This window comes from Paenarthrobacter sp. NPDC089988 (genome assembly GCF_044748465.1).
GTDB lineage: Bacteria > Actinomycetota > Actinomycetes > Actinomycetales > Micrococcaceae > Arthrobacter.
Map to the genome: position 1 here is coordinate 173,473 of NZ_JBIVGD010000007.1, position 19,304 is coordinate 192,776.

Annotated in this window: 18 protein-coding genes; 9 read left to right on the plus strand and 9 right to left on the minus strand. The window is 60.6% G+C overall.

The genetic code is table 11. The features are described 5' to 3' along the window. The first annotated feature begins 3 nt into the window (after positions 1-3). From ACIPV6_RS10850 to ACIPV6_RS10875, 6 genes are all read left to right on the plus strand, one after another. Complete coding sequence (locus ACIPV6_RS10850) at positions 4-1,092, plus strand: nitrilase-related carbon-nitrogen hydrolase (protein WP_400270885.1); 1,089 nt, start codon at positions 4-6, stop codon at positions 1,090-1,092. Positions 1,093-1,197: 105 nt separating this feature from the next. Further along, a complete protein-coding gene (locus ACIPV6_RS10855; protein ID WP_400270886.1) occupies positions 1,198-2,211 on the plus strand; it encodes an alcohol dehydrogenase catalytic domain-containing protein in 1,014 nt (337 codons plus the stop codon). Next, positions 2,208-3,323 carry a Gfo/Idh/MocA family protein gene (locus ACIPV6_RS10860; protein WP_400270887.1) on the plus strand — a complete coding sequence of 372 codons (1,116 nt, stop codon included), beginning with the start codon at positions 2,208-2,210 and terminating at the stop codon, positions 3,321-3,323. Before ACIPV6_RS10855 ends, ACIPV6_RS10860 begins: the two co-directional genes overlap by 4 nt. A 66-nt stretch (positions 3,324-3,389) precedes the next feature. After that, a complete protein-coding gene (locus tag ACIPV6_RS10865; RefSeq protein ID WP_400270888.1) occupies positions 3,390-4,331 on the plus strand; it encodes an aldo/keto reductase in 942 nt (313 codons plus the stop codon). Positions 4,332-4,445: 114 nt separating this feature from the next. Next, positions 4,446-4,661 (plus strand): hypothetical protein, encoded by a 216-nt coding sequence (locus ACIPV6_RS10870; protein WP_400270889.1) that lies wholly within the window; start codon positions 4,446-4,448, stop codon positions 4,659-4,661. Between the two features lie 261 nt (positions 4,662-4,922). Continuing rightward, the gene (locus ACIPV6_RS10875; protein ID WP_400270890.1) at positions 4,923-5,729 is read left to right on the plus strand and encodes a DeoR/GlpR family DNA-binding transcription regulator; all 807 of its coding nucleotides are present in this window, start codon (positions 4,923-4,925) and stop codon (positions 5,727-5,729) included. A 745-nt stretch (positions 5,730-6,474) separates the two neighbouring features. Here the strand turns inward: ACIPV6_RS10875 and ACIPV6_RS10880 are convergent. The 8 genes from ACIPV6_RS10880 to ACIPV6_RS10915 form a co-directional block, all read right to left on the minus strand. Continuing rightward, on the minus strand, positions 6,475-7,476 hold the full coding sequence (locus tag ACIPV6_RS10880; RefSeq protein WP_400270891.1) for a sugar phosphate isomerase/epimerase family protein: 1,002 nt from the start codon (positions 7,474-7,476) through the stop codon (positions 6,475-6,477). Position 7,477: 1 nt separating this feature from the next. Continuing rightward, a complete protein-coding gene (locus ACIPV6_RS10885; protein WP_400270892.1) occupies positions 7,478-8,644 on the minus strand; it encodes a Gfo/Idh/MocA family protein in 1,167 nt (388 codons plus the stop codon). Positions 8,645-8,777: 133 nt separating this feature from the next. After that, positions 8,778-9,635, minus strand: coding sequence for a sugar phosphate isomerase/epimerase family protein (locus ACIPV6_RS10890; protein WP_400270893.1), 858 nt, complete (start codon positions 9,633-9,635; stop codon positions 8,778-8,780). Then, the gene (locus ACIPV6_RS10895; RefSeq protein WP_400270894.1) at positions 9,636-10,475 is read right to left on the minus strand and encodes a TIM barrel protein; all 840 of its coding nucleotides are present in this window, start codon (positions 10,473-10,475) and stop codon (positions 9,636-9,638) included. Between the two features lie 37 nt (positions 10,476-10,512). After that, a complete protein-coding gene (locus ACIPV6_RS10900) occupies positions 10,513-11,349 on the minus strand; it encodes a carbohydrate ABC transporter permease (protein ID WP_400270895.1) in 837 nt (278 codons plus the stop codon). Positions 11,350-11,360: 11 nt separating this feature from the next. Then, complete coding sequence (locus tag ACIPV6_RS10905; protein ID WP_400270896.1) at positions 11,361-12,191, minus strand: carbohydrate ABC transporter permease; 831 nt, start codon at positions 12,189-12,191, stop codon at positions 11,361-11,363. 101 nt (positions 12,192-12,292) lie between these two features. Next, positions 12,293-13,645, minus strand: a complete 1,353-nt coding sequence (locus ACIPV6_RS10910) for an ABC transporter substrate-binding protein (protein ID WP_400270897.1) — start codon at positions 13,643-13,645, stop codon at positions 12,293-12,295. A 43-nt stretch (positions 13,646-13,688) separates the two neighbouring features. After that, a complete protein-coding gene (locus tag ACIPV6_RS10915; protein ID WP_400270898.1) occupies positions 13,689-14,726 on the minus strand; it encodes a zinc-binding dehydrogenase in 1,038 nt (345 codons plus the stop codon). Between the two features lie 559 nt (positions 14,727-15,285). On the opposite strand from ACIPV6_RS10915, the gene ACIPV6_RS10920 reads away from it, so the two are divergent. The 3 genes from ACIPV6_RS10920 (at position 15,286) to ACIPV6_RS10930 (ending at position 18,464) form a co-directional block, all read left to right on the plus strand. Continuing rightward, the gene (locus tag ACIPV6_RS10920) at positions 15,286-16,479 is read left to right on the plus strand and encodes an ROK family protein (protein WP_400270899.1); all 1,194 of its coding nucleotides are present in this window, start codon (positions 15,286-15,288) and stop codon (positions 16,477-16,479) included. A 109-nt stretch (positions 16,480-16,588) separates the two neighbouring features. Further along, on the plus strand, positions 16,589-17,614 hold the full coding sequence (locus tag ACIPV6_RS10925; RefSeq protein ID WP_400270900.1) for a helix-turn-helix domain-containing protein: 1,026 nt from the start codon (positions 16,589-16,591) through the stop codon (positions 17,612-17,614). Between the two features lie 241 nt (positions 17,615-17,855). Continuing rightward, positions 17,856-18,464 (plus strand): recombinase family protein, encoded by a 609-nt coding sequence (locus ACIPV6_RS10930; protein ID WP_400270901.1) that lies wholly within the window; start codon positions 17,856-17,858, stop codon positions 18,462-18,464. A gap of 233 nt (positions 18,465-18,697) precedes the next feature. Here ACIPV6_RS10930 and ACIPV6_RS10935 read toward each other — a convergent pair whose 3' ends face one another. Further along, positions 18,698-19,273 (minus strand): hypothetical protein, encoded by a 576-nt coding sequence (locus ACIPV6_RS10935; RefSeq protein WP_400270902.1) that lies wholly within the window; start codon positions 19,271-19,273, stop codon positions 18,698-18,700. Positions 19,274-19,304: the final 31 nt, after the last annotated feature.

Below are 19,304 nucleotides of genomic sequence, written 5' to 3' on the forward strand. Positions count from 1 at the left end.
AAAATGGTTGACCCGTATGCCGTCGTGGCATTGTCCAACACCGTCCACACCATCAAGAAGCGCGAAGACGCCATCGAGAACACCAAGCGGATCTGTGACTTTATGGACCCGGCCGTCATGGTCGCAGCCACTGATGGCGCCCCCGTCAAGCTCGTTGTTCTGCCGGAAATGGCCATCCAGGGCATGTTGCCGGACTTCAAGGCCGGCAATCGCGAAGCCCACGAGGCTTTCGCTATGACCATCCCCGGCCCGGAGACTGAAATCCTCGGCCAAAAGGCCCGCCAGCTCAATACTTACATCGCCGCTGAGCTCTACCTGGTCCGCGATGATGACTTCCCCGGCCACCTCTTCAACGTTGCCTTCATTATCGACCCCAACGGTGACGTTATCTACAAGCGTTACAAGTCCACCTCGGACGCGTATGAAGGCGGGGCCCTTGGCACCACCAACCCCCACGACATCTGGGATGAGTTCATTCAGAAGCGGGGCAACGGCAACCTCCTGGATGCTTTCTTCCCGGTTGCCAAGACCGAGATCGGCAACATCGGCTACATCATCTGCCACGAGGGCGCATACCCGGAGACCTCCCGCGGGCTGGCCATGAACGGTGCAGAACTCATCATCCGCGGCACCCTGATCGAACCGCAGGTCGGCATGGGAATGTGGGAACTGCAGAACCGTGCCCATGCCATGTTCAACCAGGCCGTCGTAATCGCCCCGAACCTTGGTCCGCAGCGCAACGACGACGGTAGCCTGTTCGACCTCTTCGGTGGCCAGTCCATGATCGTTGACCACAAGGGCCGGGTGCTGGTGAAGAACGAGGGCGTCAGCGGCGGTGACTCCTTCGTGAGCACCGTCGTCGACTTGGAGGCGCTGCGCCGCTCCCGGGCCGCCAACGGCGTCACCAACTGGTTCAAGGACCTGCGCACCGAGATGTACGCCGGCATCTACGAACAGCCCATCTACGAAAAGAACCAGTACCTCAGCGATCTGCCCGCCGAAGGCTGGCTGGCCCGTGAAGCGAAGCGTCGCGGCATGAACATCCAGAAGCTCATGGACCGCGGACTTCTCACCGCCCCCTCGAGTAACTAACCCACTGTCCCTGCGAAGGGACACCACTGCGGGCGTCCGGCCCATGGCCGGGCCGGACGCCCGCAAACCCCTCACCAAGACCTGCAAAACCCGAAAGGCAGACGCATGTACGCCGCCGTCCTCCGCGCCCCTGGACCCATCGAGAACCATCCGCTGCACTACAGCGAGGTCCCCGAACCCGTGCCCGGAACCGGTGAAATCGCAATCAGCGTGCTCGCCTGCGGGGTCTGTCGGTCCAACCTGCACATGGTCGAGGGTGATTGGCTGCCCGGCACCCCCGCCGAGCTGCCCATCATCCCCGGCCATGAGGTAGTTGGCCGTGTGAAGGCAGTCGGTCCCGGGGTCACCAATCTTACGGTGGGCGACAGGATCGGTGTCCAGCCCATCTGGTCGACATGCGGCCGCTGCGAACACTGCATCAGTGGTCATGAGCAGCGCTGCCGGCAACGCCAAATCACCGGCGAAACACGCGACGGCGGGTACGCCGAGGTCATGCTGGCAAAGGCTGACTTCGCGTGCAGGATCCCCGATTCCCTGACCGATACCGAAGCAGCGCCGTTGCTGTGCCCTGGCATCACTGCCTACGGCGCTTTGAAAAAGGCACTTCTACGCCCCGGCCAAAACGTGGCTGTGTTCGGTGTCGGCGGCGTTGGCCATCTGGCACTGCAGATGGCAGGGCTAACAGGCGCCCGCGTCAGCGCCGTTTCCCGCAGCTCCAGGGCTCGTGCCCTGGCGGAACAACTGGGTGCGGAGGGAGCCTACGCGCCTGCCGGAAGCGAAGGGGGTGTGGCGCTTCGGGACGGATCCCAGGACGCCGCCATTGTCTTCGCCCCCTCGGACCGGGCCGTGGCCGAAGCACTGCGTGTCATCAGACCCGGTGGCAGAGTAGTCCTCGGTGTTTCGCAGTCCGTGGGTGCTATGGATATTGGCGATGAAAAAACTGTCGTGGGAACGGTACTGGGAACCCGTCAGGACATGGTGGACGTGCTGGGTCTGGCGGTCGACGGCAAACTTCATGCAGTCCACGAAGACTTTCCCCTCAGCGAGGCCAACCAGGCTCTGCGGCGGCTCAAGCACGGCCAATCGCAGGGCCGCGCCGTGCTGGTACCCGGCGCATGAATGAGGCTGGCCGCGGACCGCTCCGCTTCATCATCGTCGGCAGGGGATGGCGGGCGGATTTCTACCTTCGGATCGCCCGAAGCCTTCCGCACCTCTTTACCTGCGTCGGTGCCGTCACGCGTACGGGAGAGGCCGGCAAGGAGACGGAACAGCGATGGGGTATAGCGACCTTCCGTACCATCGAACACGCTGTAAGCGCGGCGGGACCTGACCTTGCCGTTACCTGCGTCCCCCGGACGGCTAACCCGGATGTCATCCGCGCGCTCGTTAGCTTGAACGTTCCCGTCCTTTCGGAAACACCGCCAGCAGCAGACGTCCCCGCAATGCTCGCGCTGTGGCATGATGTGGGATTCACCGGGCTGGTACAGGTCGCAGAGCAGCACCCTTATCTTCCATTCTTCCAGGCAGTCCGGTGCCTGCTTGACTCAGGAAAGTTCGGGGAGGTTAACTCCGCGGCTGTGTCCTGGACCCACGACTACCATGCCGTTGCCATACTGCGGTCTGTACTGTCCCTCGGATACGACTGCGTACGCATCCTGGCGACATCCCAACAGGCCCCGCTCATGAGTGGCCCGGACCGCCAAGGCAAGCCTGATAGCTCGAAACTCGAGAATGTTCAGGTAACGCTTGCGATCCTGAGTGCCGGCGCGAAAACAGGCCTTTACGACTTCACCGAGAACCAGTGGTTCAACCCCCTCCGCGGACGTCATTTCCAACTCCGGGGCAGCCATGCTGAACTCACAGGCAACCGGATCACGTGGTTGAACGACGGCGGAGACCCGGTCAGCGCGACCATCGAACGCCGCCAGCTAGGCCTCGACGGCAACCTTGAAGGCGCCGACCTCGACAGCCTCAGCGCCGCAGGCGAGATACTTTACGTGAACTCGTTCCGCGGCGCACGGCTCTCCGACGAGGAGATCGCCATGGCGACTTGCCTGAGCAATACGACCCCGGATAATCGCCACCGTGGCTACTCCTTGGCAGACGCCTGCCAGGACCACTATCTCTCCCTCCTCATTCATGAAGCAGCTGAATTTGGAGGGAGCATCAACTCCACGCCGCAACCATGGCAGGCCGTCCCGAACCAACACGTCCCTCAGGACAGCAACTAACACCGGCTCATGAAATTCAACGACCTGAAACCAACCACGTACACCCGATTCAAAGGAACGACAAATATGCAGAAGCGCATCCTGGGACGCACCGGGCTATCCGTCTCCCCAGTCTGTGTGGGAACAAGTGCCCTGGGCAGCCACCCCACCCAGTACGGCTATGAAGTCAGCCACGAGACAGCCGTACAGACCATCCGCAGCGTCTTCGACGGACCATTCAACTTCATCGACACATCCAACGAATACGGGCACGGCGGCGATAGTGAGCGCCGGATCGGCGAAGCCATCAAAGACGCCGGCGGACTGCCGGCGAATATCGTCCTGGCCACCAAGGTAGACCCCATCGTCGGCACCACGGACTTTTCCGGGGACCGGGTGCGTAAGTCCGTCGAGGAAAGCCTCGAACGGCTGGGACTGGACAAACTGCAGCTAGTCTATTTCCACGACCCCGAAAAGATCACCTTCGAGGAAGGAACGGCCCCCGGAGGCCCCCTTGAGGCCCTTACGGATCTGAAGAATCAGGGCGTTATCAAGCACCTGGGTGTCGCTGGCGGCCCCATCGACCTCGAACTGAAATACCTGGCCACCGATGCCTTCGACGTCGTCATCAGCCACAACCGCTACACCCTCGTGGACCAGACCGCCGAACCGCTAATTCAGGAGGCCGCTGCCCGCGGCGTGGCATTTGTCAATGCCGCCCCCTTCGGCGGCGGCATGCTGGTCAAAGGCCCGGACGCGGTCCCCAGCTACTGCTACCGCCCAGCCAGCAAGGCAATCATCGATCGGGTCCGGAAAATGGAACAGCTGTGCAAGGCATACGATGTTCCCTTGGCTGCTGCGGCGCTGCAGTTTTCTATTCGGGATCCGCGCGTTGCGTCGACAATTGTGGGGATGTCCGAACCCCGCCGCGTCGGCCAGACCGCAAAACTCGCCGAGTGGGACGTTCCCGCCGACCTGTGGGACGAACTGACCCCGCTGGCCCGTGCCGGATCAGGCGAACTGGGATAACTGCCGAAATAGCCACACCATGAATGCCTCCGCCTATCCCCACCCGGGATTTGGCGGAGGCACTCCGGCGCCAACACCTAACACCCCGTGGCGACGAGGCCGGATGAGGACACGATGAGCGAAAAAATCACAGAACCCCACATCATCCACATCACTGCAACCCGAGCTGACAGCCTCCAGCAACACTTGGATGAGGCAGTAACGAAGCTGATCGAATCCGCCGTCCAGGCACGAACCGGGATCCTCCTGACGCGCCACAGCGCAACCAGGTACACCGCAGCACTGGATACGAACGTGCCTTATGGGCAGACCATTGAACGCACGCACTGACACCTACTGACCGAAGGCCCAGGCTACCGACTGTATGAGCGAAGACTCCCGGCGGCACGTTAACCAGTCTGCGGCCGGGAGCAGGAATCCTTCAGCGTTGCATCAAGCCTCTACCTCGACGGGGATCCTCGCATTCCCGCGCCCTACTGTGACAGCCAGCCTTGCCACACCATCTCCTACTCCAGATTCTTATCAGGGGGATTTCGTGACACCGTTAGGAGAAATCAGCACGCCAACTAGGCCGCTCTATCGGAGGTAGCCATGACCCCAGCTGCAGAACAGACGACCGGACGTCCGGACACGCGCGTTCCATATGCTGACCAAAGAAGAGAATTCATCCTGGCTACTCTCCGGTCAAATGGTCGTGCTGATGCCGCGGCCATCGCTCTAGAACTTGGGGTAACGAACGAAACGGTCCGCAAAGACTTGGTCGCCCTGGAGCAACTCGGGTTGCTTCGCCGCGTGCACGGCGGAGCGATCCCCGTCGGACGCCTCACGTACGAACCTCCCTTGGCAGCGAGAACCGCCCTCTCCGAGGAAAAGTCGCACATCGCTCGGGCCGCCCTCCAGCACCTGCCCGACAACGGCTCGGTCCTCATCGACGGTGGATCCACGACAGCAAAGCTGGCCGAAATCCTGCCGCGGGACCGTGCTCTGAGGATCTACACCAACACGCTCTCAATAGCTATCGCTCTCATGGATGCCCCCTTGCTAACCGTATACACCCTTGGCGGCCGCATCCGGCCAGTCACCTACGCTGAGGTAGATGACTGGGCAGCCCGGGCACTAGCTGACATCAATGTCGACATAGCTTTCCTCGGTACAACAGCCGTCTCCCTCGATCGGGGCCTCACTACCCAGGACGCAGCTGAAGCCGCCGTGAAACGGCTCATGCACGCCAGCGCCCGCCGCCGCATACTACTGGCCGACCACAGTAAGTTCGGGAAGGTCAGTAACTGCAAACATGCGGATCTCGCCGATGTCGACCTCATTATCACCGACAGCGGCATCGACCCTCAGATGCTTGCGTCGTTGCGATCAGCAGGCCTCCAAGTGGAAACCGCGTGATCCTTTACCAGCCGTTGGCATGCCTTCGGACACGAATACGCCGCAGTCCGTCGTCGCCCCGTTGTGGATAAAGAACGCAGAGAGAGGCACATCGGGCGTCCGACCCCGAAAGGACCAAGACGGAAAACGCCCCCGCACAGTGTTGGCCCTCGTTGCTGATACTTCTACGCCATGGTTCACCTGCCAATGCTCACGAAAATCGTATGTCAGTGTCCCTGCCGACGCGCCGTCCATGAACTCGACACAGCAGTGCCGGACGTCCCCGCGGTTTCCAATGGCCATTTCTACCCCCATGATGACGGTGCCCTTGCAGGGGATTTCCCCGCAGTACTCAAATTCAAGGAAGCAATCCTGCTCGGACAGCGAGAGATCTGCTCTGACAAGGTGGGGTGGTTGAACACTAACCTGTCCATGGCTGTGAATACACATGCTGGCTCCTGATAAGCGGATCGGCCCGGCCATGGTCTGGGGGCAAATCACTGGGTTTGATTCCTATGGTCGGGTTATCGATCAAACGAGTCACTTGGTAGGCGAATTCAAGGCCGCAACGACTATCCCTACCGCGCAGGCGGTCCGCAGGCCGGTTCCCAAAGGTACTTGCCTTCGCCCTGGTCTACGGGGCCTCCCATGCTTTCGGTGGCTCCAATGTCAAGGCCGAGAAGCGGGTGTTCGCGTTGTCCTGTCCCCATGGCATGGTCGGGTTCGGGCGCATCGCCTTTAAGCGTCCAAAGGCACACCCGCGTCCTTAGTCCTTAGTGTTGAAGGCGGCGTCGAAGGAGGTTTGCGAGGCGGGGAAGTCGAACTTCTTGAGAGCGGCGAGGGCTTCGGGGGCGCCGTGGAGGCGGTCCATGCCTGCGTCTTCCCATTCGATGCTGATGGGTCCGTTGTAGCCGATGGCGGTGAGGGCGCGGAAGGACGCTTCCCAGGGCACGTCACCGCGGCCGGCGGAGACGAAGTCCCAGCCGCGGCGGGGGTCGCCCCAGGCCAGGTGGGAGCCCATTACCGTGTTGCGGCCGGTTTGGCGGACCTTGGTGTCTTTGCAGTCCACGTGGTAGATCCGGTCTTTGAAGTCCCAGATGAAGGACACGGGGTCGATGCCTTGCCACATCATGTGGGAGGGGTCCCAGTTCAGGCCGAACGCTTCGCGGTGGCCGATCGCTTCGAGGGTGCGGACGGTGGTCCAGTAGTCGTAGGCGATCTCGGAGGGGTGGACTTCGTGGGCGAACTTCACGCCTTGTTCGTCGAAGACGTCCAGGATGGGGTTCCAGCGGTCGGCGAAGTCCTGGTAGCCGGCATCGATGACTTTTTCGGGGACGGGCGGGAACATGGCCACGTACTGCCAGATGGAGGAGCCGGTGAACCCGACGACGGTGTCCACCCCTAGGGCGCGGGCGAGGCGGGCGGTGTGTTTCATTTCTTCGGCGGCGCGTTGCCGGACGCCTTCGGGGTTCCCGTCGCCCCAGATTTTGGAGCCGACGATTGCTTCGTGGCGGAAGTCGATGGGGTCATCGCAGACGGCTTGGCCTTTGAGGTGGTTGGAGATGGCCCAGACTTTGAGGTTGTACTTGTCCAGGAGTTCGAGTTTGGATTCGACGTAGCCGGGTTCGTCCCAGCGCCAGGCGTCCAGGTGGTCTCCGGAGACGGCGATTTCCAGGCCGTCGTAGCCCCAGCCTGAGGCAAGACGCGCGACTTCCTCGAGGGGGAGGTCGGCCCACTGGCCGGTGAACAGGGTGTACGGGCGGGGCATGTCAGGCTCCTTCGGTGGTGTTGGACAGTTGGATCAGTGAGCTTTTGGCGGCGGCGGACTCTTCGACGGCGGCCAGGACGCGCTGGATTTGGAGTCCGTCTTCGAACGACGGCGAGGGCGCCTCACCGGCTGCGATAGCGGTCAGGAAGTCGCGGACCTGGTGGGTGAAGGTGTGTTCCCAGCCGATGATGTGTCCTTGTGGCCACCAGGCTTCGAGGTAGGGGTGTTCGGGTTCGTTGACCAGGATCCGGCGGAAGCCTTGCTCCCGGACCGGGACGGTGGCGTCCAGGAACCCGAGTTCATTCAACGATTCGAGGTCGAACAGGATGGTGCCTTTGTCGCCATAGATTTCGAGTTTCAGGGAGTTCTTTTGTCCGGTGGCGACGCGCGAGACTTCCACTGAGGCGATGGCTCCGGAGGTGAGGGTCAGCGTGGCCCAAGCGGCGTCGTCGACCGTGACATCCTCGGGCCCGTCAGGTCCGGGGCGCTGGTCCACGAAGGTGTGCAGGCGGCCGGTGACTTCGGTGACGGCGTCGCCGAGGAGGTAGAGGATCTGGTCGATGGCGTGGGAGGCGATGTCGCCCAGGGCTCCGGAGCCGGCGGTTTCCTTGCGGAGGCGCCAGGTCATGGGGGACTCGGCGTCGGAGAGCCAGTCCTGGAGGTAGGCTGCGCGGATGTGGCGGATGGTGCCGAGCCGGCCTTCCGCGATCAATTCGCGGGCCAAGGCGAGGGCTGGGACGCGGCGGTAGTTGAAGCCGATCATGGACTGCACACCCCGGGCGCGGGCCTTGGCGGCGGCGGCGGTCATGAGTTCGGCCTCGGCGAGGGTGTTGGCGAGGGGTTTTTCGACCAGGACGTGTTTGCCGGCCTCGAGTGCTGCGATGGCGATTTCTGCGTGCATCCAACCGGGGGCGCAGATATCGATGATGTCGATGTCGTCCCGGTGGATCACGTCCCGCCAGTCGGTGGCTGATTCGGCCCAGCCGTACTTGGCGGCCGCTTCTGCGACCTGGGTGGCGTCCCGGCCCACGAGCACTTTCTGCTCAAAGGCCGGGACGTCGAAGAAACTGGCCACATTCCGCCACGCGTTGGAATGGGCCTTCCCCATGAAGGCATAACCAACCGCGGCCACCCCCAGGGTCGTGAGCGGGTTGCTTAGGTGGGACATCGTGCTGTCCTTTCTGATGCGGGTTCGCGAGACATTGGGTGCAACGCTGACGGGATCTGGGTGATGCTATTGACCGATTACTCGACCGCTTGAGCTGACGATGCTCCCGCCGGCGATGTTGTTATCCCTGGGATCATTCGCTTAGCATGCTTTTCACAAAAGCCAAACCGTCTTCCGAGAGACTTGCCATGGATGGCGCCACGGGACGCCACAGGGAGACGGCTCGGGCGATCTCCTTCACGGTGGGCAGGAATGATTCGACCACAATCTGGCCGGAATAGTGGATGTCCTGCAGTGAATGAAAAAAGGGGTCCCAGGGGACATGGCCCGATCCGGGGGTACCCCTGTCATTTTCTGAGACCTGAACGTGGAAGATCCGCGATCCCGCCTTACGGACTGCGTCCGCGATGTCTTTTTCTTCGATGTTCATGTGGAATGTGTCGACAAGAAGTCCCACGTTTTCCCTGCCAATGTCATCACACAGGGTCAGCCCCTGCTCGACGGTGTTGACCATGTCCGTTTCAAAGCGATTGAGCGGCTCGATAGCGAGACGTACCCCGCGGTCGGCGGCGTAATCGGCTACCACGCGCAGGCTTTCCACGGCGTTTTGCCACCTGGCCTGGCGCTCACCAGGCTCCAAGAGTTCCGCCCGCCCCGTCGCCGAGAACATGGGCCCGGCAACATGCGGGGAACCAACTGCTGCTGCTATGTCAACACATCCGCGAAGGTAGGCGATACCGCTCTCACGTCGGTCGGAATCGGGATCGGATACGTCGCGGTCCGGACCAAATGCGCCGCAGATTCCGACGTTGATACCTGTCCTCTCGGATTGTTGGACAAGCCACTCTGATGTGATTCTTTGCGGATCTTCGATACACACTTCGATGACGTCGTAGCCGAGTTCTGATACGCGGTCGAAGGCCCACGCCTCGTCGAGGGAGAAGGGTGAGGCGAGGATGAAGGTGCTGAGCCCGATGGGATTGGACCGCATTTACAGGCCTCCCAGCCGGCGTTCAATCGCCCGCGTGTGCTGAATTGCCGCTGCTGTGTATTCGTCTTTGAACTCGGGTGCTCCGGCACCGCTCAGCACACCCCAGACGTCTCCGGCTGCGGGCAGCAGCTCGTAGGAGATCCAGCCTTTGTAGTCGACGTCGAGGATAGCCTGGATGATGGGTTCGAAGTCCAGATGGCCGTATCCTGGGGCGGCCCGGTTGCTGTCGGCGAGGTGGACATGTGCCAAACGGCTTCCTGCTTTGCGGATGGACTCTGCGATGTCGCGTTCCTCGATCGACATATGGAAGGTGTCGACCATGTAACCGATATGCGGACTGTCGACTTCGTCCAGGAACTGCAGCGCCTGTTCGGTCCTGTTGATGAGGTACGTTTCGTAGCGGTTCCACGGTTCCAATGCCAGGCGCACGCCGTTCTCCCCGGCGTATGCCGCTAGTTCCGCTGCTGCGTCAACGGCCCAGGCCCATTCCTGTTTGATATCTGCTTCCGGCACGATCTTCATGCATGCCGTGGGAGTGAACGTTACGACTTCCGCGCCCAGCCTTGCCGCGTAATCGATGTTTCCCCTGACGTATTTGATAGCGTTGGTGCGTATGTCCGGGGACGAGCTTACGACGTCGCGCTCCGGGGTGTAGATGCTGACGACGGACGAGGCGGACACCTGATGCTGGTTCAGGGCGGAGCGGAGTGCTGCTTCGTCCTGTTGTTCTGGTTCGCCGACCAGTTCGACGCCGTTGTAGCCGGCTTTGGCGATACGCTCAATGCCGGTCTCGATGGATTCGCCGCCGTAAACGAGAGTGTTGTATGTGTAACGGAACATGAGTGCACTGCCTTTCAGCTGGGATTTGGAGGGCGCGTTATTTGACCGCGCCGAGGGATAGGCCACGGACGAGGTATTTCTGGGCGGCCAGGGCTGCCAGCCATACCGGCACCGCCACTACGGTTCCCGCCGCCATGATCAAGGTCCACTCCGTCCCCACGGGCGTCACGTACTGGGTCAGGGCCACTGTGACGGTTTGGCTTCCGGCGTTGGACAGGACGCTGGCGAAGAGAAACTCGTTCCAGGAGAAAACGAAGCACAGCAATGCGGTTGAGGCGACGCCTGGCATGGCCAGCGGAAGGACCATCCGGAAAAAGATCCCCGTGTTGCCCAGTCCGTCGATAGCCCCCGCTTCCTCGATCTCCTTCGGAACATCTTCGTAGAAGCCGCGCAGCAGCCAGACAGCCAGTGGCAGATTCATGAATACGTGAAGAATGATGATGGAGAGCAGCGAACCGTTCAGGCCGATGGTCCGCATGACCAGGAACAACGGGATGATGGTCACGATGGGAGGCACGATGCGCAGGGACAGGATCGTTCCCGCGATCTGGTCTCGGCCCCTGAATTCGTGTCGGGCCAGGGGGTACGCGATGCCGGAGGCGAGCAGGATCGCCACAACGGAGGAAATCACTGATACCTGCAGGCTGTTAATTAAGGCGTAGGTGAGCCTGGTACCGCCGAGTACTTGAGCGAAGTTTCCAAGGGTGGGTGTAAAGAACCACTGGATTTCTCCGGAGAACGCCTGGTTTCCGGTTTTGAAGGCGGTCGTGACCATCCAGAGGACGGGGGCGATGAAGAGAAACGTGCAGATGACGGCCACGGCAGCACGCACTCCCACGTTCCAGTTGATGCTGCGACGATGCGCTACGGACATGACGGAACCCTTCAAGAGCGTGCGACCATTCGCCGCATGAGCGAATTGGCGGCCAGTAGAACGAGCAGGAGCAGCAACCACGAGAACGCGGCGGCGTACGAGATATTGAAAGCGCGGAACCCCACGTTGTAGATCTGCCAGGACATGGTCGAAGTTGCATCGACCGGTCCCCCACGGGTCGTCATGTAGACGATGTCGTAGACACGGAATGAATCGATGAGCCGCAGGAGCACGCCGACAAGGATCGGGTAGCGCAACAGCGGAAGAAACTGGTGCCAGATAATGCGGGGCCACGAAGCGCCGTCGATCTTGGATGCCTCGATGACCTCCTCAGGGAGGCCCTGCATCGCGGCGAGCAATATGAGGAACAGGAACGGCGTCCACTGCCAAACGTCGATGGCTATCAGAGTTGGCAACGCCAAGTCGACATTTCCGAGGAATTCCGTGGTTGGAAGACCGATGCTCCGAATAAGTTGATTGACGATCCCATACGTGGGTTCAAGGCTGAAGCGGGCCAGCAGGCCCACGACCACCGGCGCGCAGAGCATAGGCATCATGATCAAGGCCCGGAGCCATTTATCCCCAGGAAAGCCGCGGAAAAAGAGAAGAGCCAACCCAAAGCTAAGAGCAAGCTCTAACAGCACCGAGAAGAACACGAACACCAGGGTTACGCGTACCGAGTTCCAGAACAGCCCGTCGGTCAGCAGACCGACAAAGTTGTCAACGCCGACGAAACGGGCCACTTCACCGCTCGACAGGTTCCACCGCGTGAAGGAGACGACGAGTGAGTAGAGCGTGGGGTAAAGGGAGAGCGCGGCCAAAAACAGCAGGCCGGGAGACATTGCGCAGTAGCGTCCGAGTTTCTTGGCGCGGCGCCCCCCGGGGGCCCCGGAAGGCCGAGCGGCTTTCCGTGGCACCCGAGACTCTGTGATTGATGTGGTCATTACAGCGAAAGGTTCTTGTCTATGGCGTTGTTAGCGCGGGACAGACCCTCTTGTACACCGCGCTGGCCCAGCGAAATCGCGCTGAGTTCGGTGCTCAGGGCCGTTTCCCAGCTTTCTTCGCCGGGGAAGAACGGCCTGGGCTTTGCCGTCTTCATAGCCTCCAGAGTCGTGGGCAGACGCCGGAAGCGGTCGGCTCCGTTGCCCTCAAGCTTTTGCTCAGTCAAGGTCGGATCAGAGTAGCTGGAGGCACGCACGGGGTCCCCTCCGCCATTGATTGCTTGCAAGACGTCGTTCTTCTTCGACTCGAGCCAAACCGTGAACTTCGTGGCCTCCTCGGTGTTCTTGGAGTACTTGGACACCGAGATCACCCATTCTGCTAGATGCGCCGAACTGAGCCCGGTCGGGCCCGTCGGGATCGTCGTCATCTGCCAGTCACCGACGGTCTTGGAGGCGGAGGGGTTGTCGGTGGCGGTCTGGCCCCAGGACCACTGGATGGCCGTGGCGATCGAGCCCTGCTGGGCCGCTGTGGTAACGCTGTCGTATGTGAAGTCGTTGGCTCCCGCGGGCATGTACTTCATCATTTCGGACCACCGCTCGGTTGCCCCGATGCACTCAGGCGTCGTCAAAGTCGATTTGGTGAAGTCGGCGTTAAACGGATTGCAGCCGAATGAATAAGCGAAGCTCAGCCACGTGTGCACGTTGCCAAAGCCCTTGGCGGCCTGGGCGGCCCATCCCGAAAGCTTCTGACCTTTGAAAGTCTTGCCGTTGAAGAACTTAACCTGGGTCAGCCACTCGTCCATCGTCTTCGGTACAGCAAGCGCATGCCCGGTCTCGGCCTGGTACTGGTCCTTTATCGTCTGATCGCCATAAAGTGCGCTGTTGTACCAGAGCGTCGCCGGGTGGACAGTCTGCGGAATTCCCAGGAGCTTGTTATCCCAGGTGGCGACCTTGAGGCTCAAGGGCAGAAAGTCCTCCTTGTCCTGGATGGCGTTGTCCAGGGGAACCAAGTGGCCGCCCTTACCGAATTCCGGAATCCAGTTGTAGTCAACGTTGAAGATGTCGTAGCTGGAGTCCTGCCCGGCGAAGAGGGTGGCCATCTTTTCGTGGATCGCATCCCGGCCCACGAGTTCGACATTCACCTTCACCCCCGTTTCCTTCTCATACTCGGGGGCGAGCTTCTCCTGGACGACCTTGCCCCAGTCGGCAGGGAGGAAAATGGCATTCAGCGTCTTCTTGCCTGAGTCGTTCTGGGGTGCGCCGGCAGCGCAGCCGCTCAAAGCTACCGCCGCAGCGGTAATTATGCCGAGCGCCCCGATCCGCAGCTTCGCGGTCCGTTTCTGGCTAGCTTTCATTTTGGTCTCTTTCTTCATCGAAATAGGACGGTTGTTTCGAGCGTTAGGAGGTGGAAGGAATCATTTGGATGTGGACTTTGACAATCGATTTGTCCGTCTCCAGGCCGCGGATGGCTTCGATCGCTTCGCTAAGCGGCCGGACGGAGTCAACAATCAGGGCCGGGTCGAACCGTCCTGACGCGAGCAGCTCTATGGCCCGGGGCCAGGTGTCATAGGTGCCCGCGTACGAGCCGACGATGGTGAGCTCCTTGGAATAGATATCGAACGGCCGCAGAGACATGGAGGCCGTTTGAGGCGCCGCTCCGTAGGCAAGCAGACGCCCACCGCGGCGTACGAGGGAAATCGCCGCTTCATAGGTAGGAACGGAGCCGACGGCCTCGATGACCACGTCGGGTCCCGCCCCGTCGGTCATGAAGGAGATCTCCTCTGCGAAGCCGCTGTCGAAAGGGCTGAGAACGTTGTCGGCACCGAGTCGTTCGGCAACCGCGCGACGGTCCGGATCCGGTTCTGAAACGATCACGTTGCTCGCACCGCCGAGTTTGGCCAAGGCAATGTGAGCGAGGCCCATCGGGCCACCCCCGATGATGAGGACGCGCTCACCGGACTTGATCCCGATCCGGTCCTGACCATGAATCGCGCAGGCAAGTGGTTCCACGTACGCCGCCGCGTCGAGGCTCAGCGATTGCGGCAGAACGTAGACGTTTGATACAGGTACGGCGACGTATTCGGCGAGTCCGCCAGGGGAATGGACTCCGAGTTGCGATACCTCCCGGCAGAAAAGCTTCTGGCCTCGCCGGCAGAAAAAACAATGGCCGCAGGCGATGTTGATGTCGACGACGACGTTGTCATTCAGGGCCAGAGCGCCGGCGTTCGAACCGAGGCCGACAATAGTTCCAGAAAATTCGTGCCCCAGGGTCAGTGGCAGGTTGGGTGCCGGGAATGTGCCTTTGGCGATGTGCAAGTCCGTACCGCAGATACCGCTTCGCCAGACTTTGACCAGAACTTCACCCGAGCGAGGCTCGGGCACAGGGACTTCGTCAAGTCGAAGGTCTCCCGGCGCATGCAGTCGCACTGCTGTCATCGTGTCTCTCATAGGAACTGCTTTCTCATTTCACTGTGCTGCTTGCCAATGGAGGTAGAGCATCAGCTCGCTGGCCCTCGGATGGTCTACGAAAGGCCGCCAGTTAGAGCGGCCTTGTCGCGTTCGACGCCTCTGGGTGGTCGCGCCGACGCCGTCCGAACGATTACTCGCTGCACCGGCGTTACTGACTGCCACGATCTGCCGGTATACCCGCTGTGGCTGTCCGACGCTCTGCTGTGAATCTCAACCTGAATTCGACATCGCCTGACCGGCTTCGTAGTCGAAGGCCTACCGTGACGCCGTGGATTTCCATGCCGAAAGAGTGACACTCAGCACGCCGCTTATGTCAGTCTCCGAGCAAAAGTCTGCATCTTTTGACGTTTAAGCCGCCGGGACGCAGGCGGAAGCTGCACTTTTTGATGCTATTGGCGCCGGCGACTGGACGGGGTGGAGCGCGAACTTGACACTGAGTGGACAGAGGGCCCCCTAGGTCTGTGAGTTGGACGCCTCAGCGCTCAAGCTCACCAGCCAGATATTTTGACACCCCGAACGGAGAGATATGGATAACGACGGCCCCGGCGAATTATTGCGTATCCTGCGGGACGGGCGCCCGCGAACAAGGGCAGACTTGGCTGCGGTAACAGGCTTGGGTCGAGGGGCCATCAGTTCTCGACTTGAACCACTCCTGGAACTCGGCCTAGTTGTACCTGTGTCCGATGCGGCGTCCACAGGCGGCCGACCCTCGGCGCGTTTGGCTTTCAACCCCAGTGCGAGGGTGGCCGCCGCCGCTGACGTCGGGGCCACGCACGTAACCGTGGCGCTCACCGACCTGTCGGGAGGGATTCTGATCGAAACAACAGAATCACTTGAGATTTCCCGCGGACCAGAAATTGTTCTTGACTGGCTAGCGATTACGCTGGAAAGTCATCTAAAAGCGATGAACCGGCCAGCATCGGACATCGTGGCAATCGGCATTGGGCTTCCCGGTCCCGTTGAACACTCCACCGGAAAGCCGACCAGCCCGCCGATTATGCCTGGATGGGACGGATTCGATGTCCCGGCCTACCTCCAGCGGACCTTCGAGGTTCCCATACTCGTGGACAATGATGTCAACATCATGGCGATCGGTGAGCGGGCTACATGCTGGCGCAACGAGGACAACATGATCTTCCTCAAAGTCGCCACCGGTATCGGCTCCGGGGTTATCAGTGGCGGAACCTTACAGCGGGGAGCGGCAGGAGTCGCTGGAGACGTTGGTCATATAGCCGTCTCCAACGCGGTAGGAATTCAGTGCCGCTGCGGCAAGACGGCCTGTCTAGAAGCTATCGCCGGCGCTCCTGCCATCGCCGCGCAGCTCCGAGACAACGGACTGAACGCATCTACCGGAGACGATGTTGTCTCGCTGGTCCGTTCCGGTGAATTGGCTGCAATTCAAGCAGTTCGGCAGGCGGGTCGGGACATCGGAGAAATGCTGAACATGTGTGTGAGTTTCATCAACCCCTCGTTGATTGTCGTCGGCGGATCGCTTGCACGGTCAGGAGAACATCTGATGGCCGGCATCCGTGAAACGATCTATGCACGCTCGACACCGTTGGCGACCCAGCACCTCACTATCACCCAGTCCGAAACCGGGCCCGAAGCTGGAGTCGTAGGGGCCAGCATTCTTGCCGTCGAATATGCCCTTGACCCGCACCGAGTAAATGATCTCGCAGCCACATCTCAACTCAGCGGACAGCAAAGGCGTGCTGGATAAGATGGTGTCCTGACGAGATTCCCCGAGCAGTCGATGAAACCACGCAACTTTTCCCAAGACGTGGCCGTTCCCGTAAAGCCATTAGGTTCACATGGCGAAGGAGGATGGCATGCCCCCACCTGCTGACGGCAATAGCGGCCGCCTGGTGCGGTATGCCGTGCCGGAGGGGCTCAACCCCGAACAACGATTCGAACATTGGCGAGATTGGTACGGCGCTGCCGTCGAAACGCCGATGCGTTTGGAAAAATCAGCACGGCAGACTCCTGTTTCCTTCAACCCTTCAGCAATTAATCTTGCCGGGCCAGGGTTCAGCCTCATAGAAATGTTGAACGGCCCCGCATTGGGCTCATGGGCACCAAATCCCGACAGCGCCGATCTGCGCCTGGTCTACTTTCGCGAAGCTCGGGCCTTAACCCTCGCTCTAAACGGCGTGCATGACCCAGTATCACCGGGTTCCGTCAGGTTTATCGATGCCTCGGTGGGCGGAAGCTTCGATGCCCCCAAAGGCTTTCACGCATTGCAACTCAACGTCGACCGTAGCAGCTTGGAAATCAGCGAGGCTGCGATGCGATCCCTGCTTCGATCACCTGACCTCGCAAAGCATCCAATTGTCGGCACCTTCGTGATTCCTGCGCTTATGAGTTGGAAGCGGCCGGGCATCCAAAAAGAAGTTTCAGGTACGGCCGACATCCTCCGATCCGTGATGGCAACCCTAGTGGGTTCCCTTCTCGGGGCGCCGATCGACGAAGAGGCGCAGAAACCAGCGCTCGGGAGAGCCGTAAAGAAGTACATTGATGACAGTTATGGCAACCCGAATTTGAATGTGGCAATGATCGCCGAAAGGTTCAACCTTTCCCGTCGATCGCTGTTCTACTTCTTCGAAAATGAAGAACTCCATCTAGGAGAGCGGATTCGCGCCTTGAGAACACGCAAAGCTCTCGAACTCCTCCTCACGTCCGACGCCGTCCGAAGAATCACCTATGAAGAAATAGCAGCATCATCCGGATTCACCAACGTGCAAAACATGCGCCGTGCAGTGAAAGAGTTCACTGGCATGAATGTAAGGGAGATCAATCGTTCCGAGCTCCTCATCCGATACGCACTCCAGCAATTGCAGGAGTCACTAAGGCCCTAACGCTTGGCTGTGCAGAGCTCTGAGCTCCAGTCTGGCGCCATTGCCATCCAACGCCCGGCAGCTTTCAGTTTGGTCTGCAGCAGACTGCCAACGGTCGCATTCCTTCGGTTGAAGTACACCCCAACCTGACGTCAGGCGCGCGGCTGAAATCACGTCAGGTTAGAGTCCGATGGCCTTTTCTTGGACATACTCTGGTGGGATTCTTAGAGTTCAACCTGACATGCCGGGGTTGGAGGCGCTTATGGCTGGTCAGAGAATCGGGTATGTGCGGGTCAGCACTCTCGACCAAAACGAACGGCGTCAGCTCGAGGGTGAAATTCTTGACCGTGTCTTCACGGATAAGGCCTCAGGGAGGGACGCGAACCGGCCCGAGCTTACCGAGTTGCTCCGCTTCGCGCGCGATGGCGACACCGTCCTCGTGCACAGCATGGACAGGCTGGCCAGAAACCTGGACGACCTTCGATCCCTCGTCCAAACGCTCACGCGGAAAGGCGTTCGGGTCGAGTTCGTCAAAGAGGGATTGGTATTCACCGGTGAGGACTCCCCCATGGCCAACCTCATGCTCTCGGTAATGGGTGCTTTCGCTGAGTTTGAGCGGTCGCTGATCAGGGAACGGCAGCGCGAAGGCATCGCTTTGGCCAAACAGCGCGGGGCGTACCGTGGACGTAAGAAGTCCCTGACTCTGGATAAGGCGGCAGAACTAGTTGGCCTTGCTGCCCTTGGGGTGCCGAAATCGGTCCTTGCCAAGGAATACGGAATCAGCCGGGAAACCGTCTACCAGTACCTTCGTCTCTCTCAAACCCAGGAGCAGAAGAGTGTCCCTGCGCTACCCAAAACGCAAACGCCTTGAAGCCGAAGGCAGAAATCGCCTATCTGCGTTTGGTAAACAGTGAACTAATTTTTTCGAGACTCACAAGACTCACAGGGACTCACAGGGTGGGTACTCGCTGAACATCCCGTGGACGCGTACTCGCTCACTCGGTGGTGGCCTTAGGAGTTGGCTTCGGCAGCCGTCTCGGAACAGCGGTGAGACTCAACCGTTCAGGCGGCTCATCCTGATTCTGAGACCGATAGATAACGGTGTCAGGCCGATTTCTTGTCTGCCGCCCCGCGGTTCGCGGCTTTGCCGGTGAGGATGAGGGAACCGCTGTCGTTGGTGAAGGAGATGAGCCCGTCGGTGCGGAGTTGCGTGAGGGCCTGCTTGGTTTGGCCGCGGTCCCATCCCATGACGGTGCGGATCTCTGTCCAGGTGGGTCCGTGGCCCCGACGTTCCCAGGAGGCACGGATCAGGGTGGTGAGCTGGTCGACGATGGCCGGTGTGAGGTTCACGGGTGCGCTAGGTGCGTTGCGGCGCAGGTAGGCGTTTTTACGGGATTCATACCGGGCGGCGACGTTCTTCATGGTGGGGACTTCGTTGTTCTTGACCATCGCATCGGCGATGATCTGGAACTTGGACCCGGGCCGGTACCTGTCGACGAAGTCTGCCAGCTGGTTCACGCGGGCGTCGGTGATCCGTTCGGGTGGGACGAGACGTTCAAGCCACGCACGGGCGTCCCGTTGCCGCTTGGCGAAGCTTTTCCGCTTCCAAGCGCCTTTGTTCTTCGGTTTGGTCGTGCTCTTCGGCGTGGTTGTCTGCGCAGTAGCTTCCCCGTCGGCCATCTCCCCAGAGTACCGTTGCACGTTCCGGTAT

Bases quoted from the DNA above. Each gene is read 5' to 3' on its own strand.
- ACIPV6_RS10850 (WP_400270885.1), top strand. From the start codon at position 4: ATGGTTGACCCGTATGCCGTCGTGGCATTGTCCAACACCGTCCACACC.
- ACIPV6_RS10855 (WP_400270886.1), top strand. From the start codon at position 1,198: ATGTACGCCGCCGTCCTCCGCGCCCCTGGACCCATCGAGAACCATCCG.
- ACIPV6_RS10860 (WP_400270887.1), top strand. From the start codon at position 2,208: ATGAATGAGGCTGGCCGCGGACCGCTCCGCTTCATCATCGTCGGCAGG.
- ACIPV6_RS10865 (WP_400270888.1), top strand. From the start codon at position 3,390: ATGCAGAAGCGCATCCTGGGACGCACCGGGCTATCCGTCTCCCCAGTC.
- ACIPV6_RS10870 (WP_400270889.1), top strand. From the start codon at position 4,446: ATGAGCGAAAAAATCACAGAACCCCACATCATCCACATCACTGCAACC.
- ACIPV6_RS10875 (WP_400270890.1), top strand. From the start codon at position 4,923: ATGACCCCAGCTGCAGAACAGACGACCGGACGTCCGGACACGCGCGTT.
- ACIPV6_RS10880 (WP_400270891.1), bottom strand. From the start codon at position 7,476: ATGCCCCGCCCGTACACCCTGTTCACCGGCCAGTGGGCCGACCTCCCC.
- ACIPV6_RS10885 (WP_400270892.1), bottom strand. From the start codon at position 8,644: ATGTCCCACCTAAGCAACCCGCTCACGACCCTGGGGGTGGCCGCGGTT.
- ACIPV6_RS10890 (WP_400270893.1), bottom strand. From the start codon at position 9,635: ATGCGGTCCAATCCCATCGGGCTCAGCACCTTCATCCTCGCCTCACCC.
- ACIPV6_RS10895 (WP_400270894.1), bottom strand. From the start codon at position 10,475: ATGTTCCGTTACACATACAACACTCTCGTTTACGGCGGCGAATCCATC.
- ACIPV6_RS10900 (WP_400270895.1), bottom strand. From the start codon at position 11,349: ATGTCCGTAGCGCATCGTCGCAGCATCAACTGGAACGTGGGAGTGCGT.
- ACIPV6_RS10905 (WP_400270896.1), bottom strand. From the start codon at position 12,191: ATGTCTCCCGGCCTGCTGTTTTTGGCCGCGCTCTCCCTTTACCCCACG.
- ACIPV6_RS10910 (WP_400270897.1), bottom strand. From the start codon at position 13,645: ATGAAAGCTAGCCAGAAACGGACCGCGAAGCTGCGGATCGGGGCGCTC.
- ACIPV6_RS10915 (WP_400270898.1), bottom strand. From the start codon at position 14,726: ATGACAGCAGTGCGACTGCATGCGCCGGGAGACCTTCGACTTGACGAA.
- ACIPV6_RS10920 (WP_400270899.1), top strand. From the start codon at position 15,286: ATGGATAACGACGGCCCCGGCGAATTATTGCGTATCCTGCGGGACGGG.
- ACIPV6_RS10925 (WP_400270900.1), top strand. From the start codon at position 16,589: ATGCCCCCACCTGCTGACGGCAATAGCGGCCGCCTGGTGCGGTATGCC.
- ACIPV6_RS10930 (WP_400270901.1), top strand. From the start codon at position 17,856: ATGGCTGGTCAGAGAATCGGGTATGTGCGGGTCAGCACTCTCGACCAA.
- ACIPV6_RS10935 (WP_400270902.1), bottom strand. From the start codon at position 19,273: ATGGCCGACGGGGAAGCTACTGCGCAGACAACCACGCCGAAGAGCACG.